14 protein-coding genes are annotated in these 12,345 nt (G+C 63.5%); 7 read left to right on the top strand and 7 right to left on the bottom strand.

Annotated elements, in window-relative coordinates; translation table 11 throughout:
- The first annotated feature begins 26 nt into the window (after window positions 1-26).
- Genes E1N52_RS20115 through E1N52_RS20125 form a run of 3 tightly spaced genes read left to right on the top strand, consistent with a single transcriptional unit; the run spans window position 27 to window position 3,331 of the window.
- The gene (locus E1N52_RS20115; RefSeq protein ID WP_133184483.1) at window positions 27-1,439 is read left to right on the top strand and encodes an MFS transporter; all 1,413 of its coding nucleotides are present in this window, start codon (window positions 27-29) and stop codon (window positions 1,437-1,439) included.
- Window positions 1,440-1,469: 30 nt separating this feature from the next.
- Window positions 1,470-2,012 (top strand): GAF domain-containing protein, encoded by a 543-nt coding sequence (locus E1N52_RS20120; RefSeq protein ID WP_133184484.1) that lies wholly within the window; start codon window positions 1,470-1,472, stop codon window positions 2,010-2,012.
- Window positions 2,013-2,038: 26 nt separating this feature from the next.
- Entirely contained in the window at window positions 2,039-3,331 is a 1,293-nt protein-coding gene (locus E1N52_RS20125) for an MFS transporter (RefSeq protein WP_246089147.1), read from the top strand.
- A 51-nt stretch (window positions 3,332-3,382) separates the two neighbouring features.
- Here the strand turns inward: E1N52_RS20125 and E1N52_RS20130 are convergent, their stop codons facing one another.
- The 4 genes from E1N52_RS20130 to E1N52_RS20145 are packed head-to-tail and all read right to left on the bottom strand — an operon-like array spanning window position 3,383 to window position 5,712.
- Complete coding sequence (locus E1N52_RS20130; RefSeq protein WP_133184486.1) at window positions 3,383-3,688, bottom strand: NIPSNAP family protein; 306 nt, start codon at window positions 3,686-3,688, stop codon at window positions 3,383-3,385.
- A gap of 54 nt (window positions 3,689-3,742) precedes the next feature.
- Window positions 3,743-4,252 (bottom strand): DUF1697 domain-containing protein, encoded by a 510-nt coding sequence (locus E1N52_RS20135; RefSeq protein WP_133184487.1) that lies wholly within the window; start codon window positions 4,250-4,252, stop codon window positions 3,743-3,745.
- 23 nt (window positions 4,253-4,275) lie between these two features.
- Window positions 4,276-5,019 (bottom strand): Pr6Pr family membrane protein, encoded by a 744-nt coding sequence (locus E1N52_RS20140; protein WP_133184488.1) that lies wholly within the window; start codon window positions 5,017-5,019, stop codon window positions 4,276-4,278.
- A 60-nt stretch (window positions 5,020-5,079) separates the two neighbouring features.
- Window positions 5,080-5,712, bottom strand: a complete 633-nt coding sequence (locus E1N52_RS20145) for a TetR/AcrR family transcriptional regulator (protein ID WP_133184489.1) — start codon at window positions 5,710-5,712, stop codon at window positions 5,080-5,082.
- Between the two features lie 238 nt (window positions 5,713-5,950).
- Here E1N52_RS20145 and E1N52_RS20150 point away from each other — a divergent pair, with 238 nt between their 5' ends.
- Window positions 5,951-6,262 (top strand): hypothetical protein, encoded by a 312-nt coding sequence (locus E1N52_RS20150; protein ID WP_133184490.1) that lies wholly within the window; start codon window positions 5,951-5,953, stop codon window positions 6,260-6,262.
- 174 nt (window positions 6,263-6,436) lie between these two features.
- Here the strand turns inward: E1N52_RS20150 and E1N52_RS20155 are convergent, their stop codons facing one another.
- From E1N52_RS20155 to E1N52_RS20165, 3 genes are all read right to left on the bottom strand, one after another.
- Entirely contained in the window at window positions 6,437-6,829 is a 393-nt protein-coding gene (locus E1N52_RS20155) for a hypothetical protein (RefSeq protein ID WP_133184491.1), read from the bottom strand.
- Window positions 6,830-7,163: 334 nt separating this feature from the next.
- Window positions 7,164-7,565: an SRPBCC family protein gene (locus E1N52_RS20160; protein WP_133184492.1), complete on the bottom strand. Its 402-nt coding sequence runs from the start codon at window positions 7,563-7,565 to the stop codon at window positions 7,164-7,166.
- A gap of 114 nt (window positions 7,566-7,679) precedes the next feature.
- The gene (locus E1N52_RS20165) at window positions 7,680-8,771 is read right to left on the bottom strand and encodes a DMT family transporter (protein ID WP_133184493.1); all 1,092 of its coding nucleotides are present in this window, start codon (window positions 8,769-8,771) and stop codon (window positions 7,680-7,682) included.
- Window positions 8,772-9,069: 298 nt separating this feature from the next.
- On the opposite strand from E1N52_RS20165, the gene E1N52_RS20170 reads away from it, so the two are divergent.
- The 3 genes from E1N52_RS20170 to E1N52_RS20180 all read left to right on the top strand — a co-directional run bounded on the left by E1N52_RS20170 (window position 9,070) and on the right by E1N52_RS20180 (window position 12,312).
- Window positions 9,070-10,008: a D-ribose ABC transporter substrate-binding protein gene (locus E1N52_RS20170; protein WP_133184494.1), complete on the top strand. Its 939-nt coding sequence runs from the start codon at window positions 9,070-9,072 to the stop codon at window positions 10,006-10,008.
- A gap of 82 nt (window positions 10,009-10,090) precedes the next feature.
- Window positions 10,091-10,750, top strand: a complete 660-nt coding sequence (locus tag E1N52_RS20175) for a DUF2291 family protein (RefSeq protein WP_133184495.1) — start codon at window positions 10,091-10,093, stop codon at window positions 10,748-10,750.
- A complete protein-coding gene (locus E1N52_RS20180) occupies window positions 10,747-12,312 on the top strand; it encodes a sugar ABC transporter ATP-binding protein (RefSeq protein ID WP_133184496.1) in 1,566 nt (521 codons plus the stop codon). The genes E1N52_RS20175 and E1N52_RS20180 overlap by 4 nt, the downstream gene beginning before the upstream one ends.
- Window positions 12,313-12,345: the final 33 nt, after the last annotated feature.

Raw genomic sequence — 12,345 nt, forward strand, 5'->3', positions numbered from 1 at the left:
CCACGCTCAACCGGAACCGACCCACCATGTCCACCGTCGCTGCCCGACTCGAAAGACTGCCGCTCGCGGGCTTCCATCGCAAACTGCTGCTGATCGGCGGGCTCGGCTACATGTTCGACGGGCTGGACTCTTCGTCGCTCGCCTTTTTGCTGCCTGTCGTGAGCAAGCTATGGCATTTGACGAGCGCCGAGACGGGACTCGTCGCCAGCAGCACGTATATCGGTTACTTTTTCGGTGCGTTTCTCTCGGGCGTGCTGGCCGACGTGATTGGCCGTCGCCGCATCATGATGAGCGCGCTGGCAATCTATTGCGCGGCATCCATGGCAAGTGCTACGGCGCACGACTGGCACACGTTTTTCGGGCTGCGCATGCTCGCGGGCTTCGGTTCGGGCGCGGAAACGGTCGTTATCGCGCCGTTCCTCGCGGAATTCGTGCCGCGGCGCTATCGCGGCATGTTCTGCGGCGCGCTCGTCGGCTTCATGTCGTTCGGATATCTAAGTTCGTCGATTCTTGGTTATACCGTCGTGCGCAATTTCGCGGACGGGTGGCGCTATCTCGCCGTGCTGACCTCGCTCCCTGTCGTGATGCTGCTCTGGTGGCGCAGGACGTTGCCCGAGTCGCCGCGCTGGCTCGAAAGCCGCGGACGCTCCGCCGAAGCCGACAGCATCGTGCGGGCGATCGAGTCGCGCTACGAGCAGGAAGGCATAGCGCTCGCGCCGCCCGGTTCCGTGGGCGCGATTCCCGCCGCAGCGCAGGGCAGCGGCAGCGCAGTGCAGAACGTGCTGACGCTGTTTTCGCGCCGCCTTGTGGGCACGACCGCGGTGAGCTGGCTAATGTGGTTCTCTGTGGCGTTCGCGTACTACTCGTTCTTCTCCTGGATTCCGAGCCTGCTCGTCAAGGAAGGTCTGACGCTCACGAAGAGCTTTGGGTATTCGATTGCCATCTACGGCGCGCAGATTCCCGGCTATTTCTCGGCGGCATGGCTCAATGAGCGTATTGGGCGCAAGGGCGTCGTGGCCTCTTACATGACGCTTGGCGGCCTCGCCGCGATTGCGCTGGCTTTCTCGCATACGGGCGTGCAGATCACGGCGGCGGGCGTGTGTCTCTCGTTCTTCATGAATGGTGCTTTTGCGGGCGTCTATGCCTATACGCCGGAGGTCTTCCCTACAGCCGTGCGCACGACCGGCACGGGATCTTCGTCTTCGTTCGGTCGTATCGGCTCGGTGAGCGCGCCGATTCTGGTCGGTCTCGTGTATCCGGCGTTCGGCTTCTTCGGTGTGTTCGCCATGACGACCGCTGTGCTGCTAGCGGGCGCTTGCGTCGTGTTTTTCCTCGGCATCGAAACCCGCAATCGCTCGCTCGAAGACATCGAGGCGAGCGGTGCACAAGCGGACTTCGATGCGCCCAAGCCGCTCGCCCGCGACGGGCTGCGCGGCTGAGCACGCGCCACTCTCACTCTCGGACGCCCCATGCAAACGCCCCCTTCGCACGTGAACGAGCCCTATGCGCTGCAACGCGAAATCGCCGCACTCGCGCGCCTTTCGCACGTCATTCGCCAGCCCGGGCAACCGGACGCGATTTTCCGCGAAGTGTGCGCCGTCGCCGCCGAAGCCATCGGTTTTCGCCTCTTCACGATTATGGCCTATGACGCCGGGAACCAGGAGGTGGAGCGCGTGTTCACGAACATGCCTGATGTCTACCCTCCGGGCGGACGCAAGCGGAAAAGCGGCACGCCCTGGGCACAGCGCATTCTTTCGGATCTCGAACCGTTTCGCGCGACGACGCCTGAGGGCCTGCGCGATGCCTTCGACGATCACGCGGTGATGACGGCGATGGGGTTAGGCTCGATACTGAACATACCCGTTGCCTATAACGGCCGTTGTGTCGGGACGATGAACCTGACGCACGTGGAGGGCTGGTACGCCGCGCAACACGAGGAAATGGGCCTGCTGCTCGGTGCGTTTCTCGCGCCGGCGCTCGTCGCGCACGGCATGTCTTTTGCTGCTCATTGAAGCCCCTGATCGCAGGACCCATGTTGATGAAGACAACGACATCCGCAGGCAACGCCAATCGCTGGCTGCTCGTTTTCGCGCTCGGCTATCTCGCGCTGCTGGTCGACGGTGCGGACGTCATGATGTACGGCCTCACGCTCACGCGTATCAAGAGCGAATTCGGCTTGACCAATGTCGAGGCGGGCGCGCTCGGCAGCCTGACGCTGCTCGGCATGGCGATTGGGGGGATTCTTGGCGGCTGGGCGAGCGACTCGTTCGGGCGCGTGCGCGTGGTGGTCTGGGCGATGATGCTGTTCTCGGTGGGCGCGGGCCTGCTCGGTCTCACGCACAGCTTCTTCGAATTCGCGGTCGTGCGCTTCATCAGTTCGATGGGCATTGGCTGCATGGTGCTGGTGAGCACGCTCGTGGCCGAATACGTGCCCATGGCGCGGCGCTCGCTGATACTCGGCATGTTGCAGACGGCGATTTCCGCTGGCTATATCACGGTGATCGCGCTCAGCACCTGGATCCTGCCGCACTACGGCTGGCGCATGCTGTTTTATGTGGCGGCGGCGCCCGTGTTGCTCGCGGTGGCGATTCACTTCTTCGTGCCCGAGCCGCCGAGCTGGCGCATGAGCGAGGCCGCGGCGCGCCCGAGCGGCCGCCGCTGGCACGACAACCGCTACGCATTGATTTTCGCGGACCGTGAGGCGCGCAGGATGTTCATCTTCTGGTCGCTCGCTTCCGTGTTCGCGCTGTCGGGGTTCTACGGCTTGAATAACTGGTTGCCGACGTATCTGGAAAGCGAACTGCACATCAAATTCAGTGCGATGACGGGCTACATGACGGCGACGTGGGTCGTTGCGTTCATCGGCAAGATCGTGGCGGGCTGGCTGGGCGATCGCTGGAGCCGTCGTGGCGTGTATGTGCTGGGCTGTATCGGCGCGGCCGTCTTTCTTCCCGTGATCGTGCTGTTGCATACCCGCGAGAACATTGCGTGGCTGATGCTCGCGTTCGGCTTTCTCTATGGCGTGCCGCTGGGCACGATCGGCACGTTCATGTCGGAGAGCTTCGAAACGCGCATTCGCGGCACCGCTGTGGGCGGTTCGTACAACGTGGGGCGCTTTTGTTCGGGCGCGGCGCCTGTCGTGATCGGTTATATCGCGACGCAGTTTTCGATCGGCATGGGCTTTCTCGTGGTTGGCGCGGTGTTTTTCCTGAGCGGCGTGATGGCGCTGTTCATTCCGGACCGTCTGCACGATACGAGCGAAGGCGATCCGGCGCAGGCGAGCGGGGAGGCGCGGCAGGGGGCTTTGGCGGCGGCGACTGGCCGAGGGTGACGCGTAGCGGGTCACACACTGTATCGGCTGCGATGCGTCGCTGCATTTACGCTACGCTAACACCGGCCTGAAGAAACTCCGCTCGTAACTCACGATACAACGCGTATCGGCGGCATAGCGGAATGCGGCCTGGCATTCGGCGTCTTTCATCGAATCGGCGCGGTACGTTTCATAGGCTGCGAGGCTCGGAAACGAAAAGAGCGCGAGCGCAATGTTGTTGGCGCCCTCGGAAGGCAGGAAGTAGCCGTGATGCGTGCCGCCAAACTTCTCCACGAGCGGAATCCACATTTTGGCGTACGTTTCGAATTCTACGAGCTGGTATGGATCGATGACGTAACGCAGGTAGCAGGTAATCATGGGCCTTTCTTTTGGTCGTTGAAGTGAGGGCTTGGCTGTGCTTCACAGGGCGGCTCACGCTTGCGCCATCTCCAGAAGCTTCGCCACGGTATTCATGTTGCGTGCCGTTCCAGCCTTTGCTGCCGCGATCTTGAGCTTCGAGCGCCCGATGCCGTCCTTGTAGAACACATAGATCTCGCGGGTGCCCAGGCGGAATTCCTCCGCCGCCTGGCCGCTCACGTTATCGAATGCGTCCGCGGGCGGCGGCGTGTCGAGAAAGATGGCGACGGTGCGATCAGGCGCGGCAGCGGGAAACGGGTTGCCCTGCAGCACCGAGGCCAATTCCACGGCCGTACGCACCACCACGCCAACGGGCTTGCCTGCATAAGCCTCAAGGATCTGCTCGAGCTTCTTTTTCACCGATGCTTCGCCCAGCCGGCTCTCGAACACCACGTTGCCGCTCGCGATATAGGTGCGCACTTGCGTGAACCCGAGTGCTTCGCACATGCCGCGAAGTTCGGGCATGGGGAGCTTGCCGGTTCCGCCGACATTCACGGCGCGTAGCAGGGCGATATAGACAGGCATGGGATCGGTCAGGAAGCCGCGAGTTAGTGAGGGCGCTGCAAGTCGGTCACGGCGAGGCCTTCGTTTGCCACGACGGCGGGGTGCCTGCGCGCGTTGATCGTCACGAAGACCGTCATCAGCACCATGAAGGCGGCGAGCAGCAAGGCGCTGTTGACGAGCACGTGCGCATAGCCGAGCTGAGCGACGTCGATGAACGGATAGGGGTAGAAGTCGGTCTCGCTGCCGCGCCAGAAGGTGACAACAAGGTAGCCCAACGGATAGACGAGCCAGGCGAGGCGATCGCGAGCGCTAAGGGTGAAGCGCGGCACGAACAGCAGCCAATACGCCGTGCATAGCAGCGGGATCAGGCTGTGCAGGCTCTCGTTGAGCAGCGCGCGATAACCGTGCGGCGTCCAGAGATGCCGCAGCAGTAGATTGTAAGCAATGCCAACGAACACGATATACACGGTTACCGCGCTCACTGTGGCCGGGGCGCGGAGCAAGCGTGCCGGCCACGAGCGAGCGCGTAGCGCGATGCAGGTGAAGGTGAGCGCGACGAGCAACACGGTGAGATTGGTCAGGTAGGCCGAAAGCCTGCCGATGGCCTCGAACGTGTCGAAGCCGCGCAGCACCATGCGCTGGATCGTAATGTCGGTTTGCGCAGCGAGCGCTCCCCACGCGAGCAGCGCGATCACACCCGCCAATGCGGTGGCGTAGGGGCTTTGGGGCTGCGCCGTGGCGGTGAGCGGCACGGCAGCCGCGCGTGCAGGTAGCGGTTGTTCGGGCATGCAGCGATGGTAGCGCACAAAGATCATGCGCGTCTGAAGCGGCTTTGCCCCGACGGCAGGCTATTTGTCGCCAGCGCGCTCCGCGGCCGAAACGAGGTACAGGCGCACGAGATCACGCAGTTCGGCCATGAGCACGGCGCGCGCCGATGGTTCTTCGTTGACGATGCCGGCGACGCCCTTGAGCATATGGATCAGCACGATCGCCATGACTTTTGCCCTGGCCGGTTTGAGATGCGCTATCGCGCGGGTCAGGATGCCGGCGACGCCACCGCGCATCGCTTCGCGAAAGCGCTTGCGGTGGTCGTCGCTGCCGCTGCGGGCATCGACGAGTGCAACGGCGAAGCTGCGTTGTGACTGCAACAGCAGCACGAAATCGACGAGCGCATCGGCAACGGCCGCGAGCGTCATCTCCGGAACCTGTTGCTCCAGTTCGGCGAGTCCGTTCTTCGCCTGCTGTGCGTAGCGCAGCAGCAGCGCTTCGGCCAGCGCCTCCTTGGTCGGGAAGAAGCGGTACAGCGAGCCGGTCGCCGTCGACGAGCGCGCCGCAATTTCGGTCATGGTGGCAGCGTCGTAACCCTTCTCTGTGAAGACGGCGACCGCGGCGTCCATGATCGCGGCCACGCGCTGACGGCCGCGTTCGCGTTTGGGCTCGGTGCGGCGCGCGGTTTCCGCAGCGGGTGTGGAGGACGTCATGGCGTTTTCTTCAAATGCGAGGATATGAGAGGAATTCCTCGCATATTAGCACGTGGGATGCCTTCCATAGACAAGCGCAAGAACCGATAGATATGGGCCTGCCGCTTCCCGGTGAATTGACTTATGCGAGGTTACTCTCTACTATAATTTGCGAGAATATCCTCGCATTATGGTGCGGCGGTCGCCGCCGATGCCGTCGTCACGCTGCCCCTTTCTGTTGAACGTTCGAGGTTACGACATGCCGTACGTGTGGCTCTTTTTCGCTGGCGCGTTCTTTTGCAACGCGATCCCACATCTGGCTTCCGGCCTGCAGGGGCTGCCTTTTCCCACGCCCTTCGCGCGTCCGAGAGGGCGGGGCGACTCGTCGCCCATCGTGAATGTGGTCTGGGGCTTCGTGAATATCGCGATTGCGCTCGCGCTGGGCGCGCATCGTCTTCAGCAGCCTGCAACGCGCGAAGACATCGTGGCGGTGCTGGCTGGCGGGCTCGTTATGGGGCTTTTTCTTGCGTTCCATTTCGGCGCGGTTCAGCGGGAAAAGCGCGCCGATTGAGGCCGAAGCAGGCTGCGGCAAGATCGTGAAAAAAACAGTTGCACAGCTTAGGGGAAAACCCTACACTTAACCCGTCTCCTCCATGTCTCCTCCTGATATGGATTCAGCCCGCTCTCTCAGCGGGCTTTTTCTTTTCTGGCGCCGATTTGCCCGGGCCGCCAGCCATCCTCGCAGTCATTCCTTTACGAACACAAAGTCGCACTTGCGCGAAGTCGTACGCGAGCCGCTACCTGAAGTCGCGTCGAACTGCGCGCTGACTTCATACGAATAGGGCGCCTGAGTGTTGGCGTGGGGGGGTGAGACGGTCAGACCTTGGGCGACGAGCGTGGCAGACCCGTCGGGTTCGAGCTTGCCGTCCAGCGTGAGCCAGCCGCGCGCATCTCGTTCGCCATGTTCGCCGTGGAGAACGTTTTGCTGGATTTCGACGGGAAACTGATACCGGTAGCCCGATGCACCGTCGGCGCCCTTGGGGCAGGTGAGCGTCACGTTCCAGTCGCCGTCGAAGGTGCCTGCGGCGTGTGCCGCCGGTGTTCCCGCAAGGCCCGCGCAGACGGCGATGGATTGCACGGCTAACGTTAATTTACCTACCCGCATTGCGGCTCCCAGTGTCGAGTCATCTGGCACTATTGTGATCGCAAATGGCGTGCCGGTATGGGCGCCGTCGCACAGTGTGTTTCGGGATAGCCCGCCGCCTGGGCTCGGCGTTTTGTCAGCTTGGTTGCAACCTACGTTCGCAACTAACTGTCCAGCGCGCCCAACGTCCCTGAGTTTGGCCTGCGCAACCGCAAAAGCGCCAATCATTGGCGCGATGAATGAAACCCGTCTCCAGGGTGAGCGGTGTAAATGCCCGAGCGAGCGTGTCGTGGCGTTTCGCGACGACGACCACCCCCGGCGGACACCCTCACCGTTGTGCCAGATTGCGCTGGAGCGCCGCGCAGCCCGCATCCGTGAGCGGCTCGACCAACTGGATTCGCTCGTCGGGTTTGAAGTCGCTGACCCAGACCACGCGGCAACGCTGGGGCGAAGCGGGTGAATCCGGCACGACCTGAAGCGTCGCGTGATGATGCTCGAAGCGTCCGCCGCACACGGTGTAGGCGAGGCGCATGTGCGCGTCGTCGACGACGATCACGCGCTCCTCGATCACGGTGCCGTCGGCGAACGTCACCCATCGCACGTCGTTTTCCATGCGCACGCCGGTCAGCACGCCGGCAAACACGCGGTCGACATTGGCGGGATCGCGCAGCGCGGCCCAGACGTCTTGCGCCGAGGCTTCAACGGGAATGTCCCGGTAGACGGTAGCCATCGCACTTGTCTCCTTCGTTTTGTGTGAAGAGTGCATCGTGCGCGCGCCACGTGTGGCGGTCCTGGGAAATCTTGACGTCGTTTGCGAAGGAAGTGGCCGCGACGCGTGCGGCCCTCAGTGCGCGTGCCGATGGTGCACGTCGGGGTAGTGCGCGTGGCTATGCGTGATCGGCAGGTGACGATGCGCGTGCGTGTGCGGCTCCGAGCCGTCCCACGCGAAGTCGTGCTCGTGCTGATGGTGTTCGTCGTGCCGGTGTGCGTGGGTGTGATCGAGTGGCTCGTGTGTGTGCGTGTGGTCGTGACGTTCGCGCACGTGCAGCCAGACGCCAAACGCCATCAACGCGAGCGCGAGCCAGAAGGCGAGCGCCGGGCGTTCCGGCCACAGCAGCAGTGACAGCGCCACGCCGAAGAGCGGCGCCACGGAGAAATAGGCGCCGGTGCGCGCCGTGCCGAGATGGCGCAGCGAGATGACGAAAAGCACGAGGCTTACGCCATAGCCCGCGAAACCCACGGCCATGGCGCCGCTGACCGCCTGCCAGGCGGGCCAGTGCGCGCCCGCGGCGAGCGCAATCCCGATATTCACCGGCCCGGCGACGAGCCCTTTGGTGCAGGCGACGACCATCGCGTCATTGGTCGAAACCTTGCGCGTGAGGTTGTTGTCGATGGCCCAGCACAGGCACGCGAGCGCGACGAGCAGCGCGCCGGGCGCGATGCCGGACACAGCAGCGCCAGCATGCGCGCCGGGCCACGAAAGCAGCACACCGCCCGCCACGATCGCCAGCATGCCCAGGGCGATCTGCGCATCGAAGTTTTCACGAAAGCAGACCCAGGCGATGAGCGCCGTCAGCACGCCTTCGAGGTTCAGCAGCAGCGCGCTCGTGGCGGCGGGTGTGGTGTTCAGGCCGAGCATGAGCAGGGCGGGAGCCGCCACGCCGCCCGCGGCGATCGCACCGGCAAGCCATGGCAGTTCGGCCAGGCGCAGCGGGTCGTGTGCGGGCTGATTCGCGGCGGTTGAGTCGCTGCGGCGCGCCGAAAGGCGGCGCAACAGCAGCACGACCGCGAGCCCCGAGCCGCTGCCGAGATAGAAGAGTCCCGCGAGCATGAACGGCGACATGCTGCCGAGCAGCGCCTTGGCGAGCGGTGTGGTGATGCCGAACAGGGCGGCCGCGAGCAGCGCCGTGAAAATGGTATGCCGATGGGACTTCATTGCAGGCCGGAAGTGGGAAGTGGAATAAAAAGCGTAGAAGGCGCGCGATGGGCGCGCAAGCGGGCTGCGCGCCGAGCGGGCCCGGGACCTATCAGTCTTTAACCTGGGCAGGATATAAGTGCCGATTCTGCCACTTGTGCGAGATGAGAGAAAACCCTGGATCTAAAAACATAGCGGAACCCGCGCCTACTGGTATGATGACCTCATGACGGCATAAGTGATGAGTGTTGCAAAGCAATCGCGACCGTCAGCTGGTTGTAGTCAGACAAAGGCGTTTAACCAGACAGGAGACAGCATCATGAAGGCACCCAAGCGTTGGCTTGCGTCGACGTTGATGTCATTTGCGGTTCTCGGCACGGCGGGCGTCGCGCAAGCGGCCAATCTCATCGCCATCATCACCCCCTCTCACGACAATCCCTTCTTCAAGGCGGAAGCCGACACGGCGAATGCGCGCGCCAAGGCGCTCGGCTACGACACCATCGTGCTGGTCCACGACGACGACGCCAATAAGCAATCGCAACTCATCGACACCGCCATCGCCCGCGGGGCGAAGGCGATCATTCTCGACAACGCCGGCTCGGAGGCGTCCATCGCCGCAGTCCAGAAGGCGAAGGACGCAAAAATTCCGGCGTTCCTGATCGATCGTGAAATCAACGCGACCGGCATCGCGATCTCACAGATCGTTTCGAACAACTACCAGGGTGCGCAGCTCGGCGCGCGCGCCTTCGTCAAGGCGATGGGCGAGAAAGGCAACTACGTGGAGCTCGTCGGCCGCGAGGCGGATATCAATGCCGGCATCCGCTCGAAGGGCTATCACGACGTGATCGACCAGTTTTCGAACATGAAGATGGTCGAGCGTCAATCGGCGAACTGGAGTCAGACTGAAGCCTACACGGTAATGGAATCGATCCTGCAGAGTCACCCCGACATCAAGGGCGTGATAGCCGGCAACGACACCATGGCGATGGGCGCAACAGCCGCGTTGAAAGCTGCGAAGCGCAACGACATCATCGTGGTGGGCTTCGACGGCAGCAACGATGTGCGCGACGCGATCAAGCGTGGCGACATCCGCGCGACGGTGTTGCAGCCAGCGGCCGAAGCGGCCAACGACGCGGTCGATCAGGCCGACAAGTATCTGAAGACCGGCGCGACGGGCAAGCCCGAAAAGCAGCTCATCAACTGCTCGCTCATCACGAAGACGAACGCCGGCAAGCTCGACATGTTCGCCTTGCGTTAAGGCGCGCATCGGTAGCACAAGCATTGCACGAGCGGGGCGCGGCGCGCTCCGCAAGGACATCCGTAACCACATGGGGTTATGCATGGGAGTGCTTCGGTACGCGGTCATTGCCGTTGTGGCGAGCGGTGCGCTGCACGGTTGCAAGCTGGTGAAGAACAGTGATCTGCAGGGCTCGGGTGGATCGCACGACAACTATGCGTCGGCGGGCTACGACCCGAACGCCATGGTGGCGTCGATGTGGAGTACGAAGATCGTGCCCGACATCGAAAAGCGCGCGGTGGACTATCGGACGCTGCGCGACGCGATCAAGGCGGACCCCGACGCCGCAGGCCACAAGTACGGTTACCGCGGCAAGGACGACGGCGCGCCGTGGAATTTTCCGACCACACTTCACGGCACCATCGTGGACGTGGACACGCAGTCGAGCCAGGGCACCGTGGGCGTGGACGTCGACGGCAGCGGGCAGGCGAGCGTGATCGTCGACATCGGCCCGACGGTGCTCGGCACCACACTGCGCGATTCGCTCGATTTCATTTCGTTCAGCAATTTCCGCAACCAGATCGAGTATGCGCAGTTTGGCACGGCGCTCAATGCGTACGCAGCGAATCACGTCTTGAAGCCGCTGCCGCGCAACGATCTGAAAGGCAAGCCGATTACCGTAACAGGGTCGTTCTCGTACGACTCGTCGAGCGACCAGCCGGAGATCGTGCCGCTCGCGGTCACGGTCGGGGGCAAGTCATGACCGGTGCGAGCAATGCGGACGTGATCCTCCAGGTCGAGGACGTCACCAAGGTCTATCCCGGCACGGTTGCCCTGAAGGGCGTGAACTTCGCGGTGCGGCGTGGCGCAGTCAATGTGCTCGTGGGCGAGAACGGCGCGGGAAAATCCACGCTCATGAAGATCATCGCGGGCGCGGAGCAGCCAACCAGCGGGAATCTCGTTCTGGACGGCAAGCCTGTCGCACCGGCCAGCAGCGCAGAGGCACTGCGCCTCGGCATCGGCATCGTCTTTCAGGAACTCAACCTGTTTCCGAACCTCACGATCGCCGAGAACATCTTCATCGCGCACGAAATCACGCGTGGCGGCATCGATATCGACGCCGACGCACAGCGCGAGAAAGTGCGCGCGTTGCTCGCGCGGCTCGAACTCGACCTCAGCCCCGACACGCTGGTCGAGGATCTGCGCATCGGACAGCAGCAACTTGTGGAGATCGCGAAGGCACTCGCCCACGACGCGCGCGTGCTGATCCTCGACGAACCCACCTCGGCGCTCAGCGCGGCGGAAGTGGCCGTGTTGTTTCGCGTGATCGCGGAGCTGAAGGCGCAGGGCGTCTCGATCGTCTACATCTCGCACCGGCTCGAAGAACTGGTCAGGATCGGCGACTACATCACGGTGCTGCGCGACGGCCTCATCACGGGCCATCAACCGATGGCGCAGATCGACGTGCCGTGGATCGTGCGGCAAATGGTGGGCCGCGAAACGAAGGACTTTTCGCGCCCCGTCGGCCACACGCGCGGCGCCGAGGTGCTGACGCTGCGCGACGTCACGCTGCCGCGCAAGGGCAGTGGCTTGCTCGTGGATCACGTGTCGCTATCGCTTCACGCGGGCGAGATCGTCGGCATCTACGGACTGATGGGGGCGGGGCGCTCCGAGCTGTTCGAATGCATCCTGGGCGTGCATCCTCACGCAACCGGCAGCGTCGTGCTCGACGGCAAGGCGCTCGACGGCAAGCCGATCGCGGGGCGCGTCGTGCAGGGCCTTGCGCTCATTCCCGAGGACCGTAAGGCCGACGCACTGCTGCCCATCATGTCGATTGGCGAGAACATGACGCTGTCCAGTCTCGCGGCACATGCGCGAGGTTTCCACATCGATCCGCGGCGCGAGCAGCGCTCCGTGCTCGATTACATTCGCGACCTCGCGATCAAGGTCGCCGACTGGCGGCTGCCGGTCAGCTCGCTCTCCGGCGGCAATCAGCAGAAGGTGGTGATCGCGCGTGCGCTGATGACCACGCCAAAAGTGCTGCTGATGGACGAGCCCAGCCGCGGCATCGACGTCGGCGCGAAGGCGGACATTTTCAAGGTCATGCGCGACCTCGCCGGCCGGGGACTGGGCGTGCTGTTCGTGACGTCCGATCTGGAAGAGGTCATGGCCTTGTCCGATCGTATTCTCGTGATGTCGAACGGCCGTGTCACCGCTGAATTCGATGCCGCCGACGCTACGCAGGACGCGCTCGTCGCCGCCTCCGCAGTCGGGCACAGGACGGCGCACGCCGCCCACGCGGCAGCGCACGAACAGGCGGCCTGAGCACGCGCGTTCAACAACAGTTGTCTCGGTTCC

The sequence above is a fragment of the Paraburkholderia guartelaensis genome (genome assembly GCF_004353905.1).
Taxonomy (GTDB): Bacteria; Pseudomonadota; Gammaproteobacteria; order Burkholderiales; family Burkholderiaceae; genus Paraburkholderia; species Paraburkholderia guartelaensis.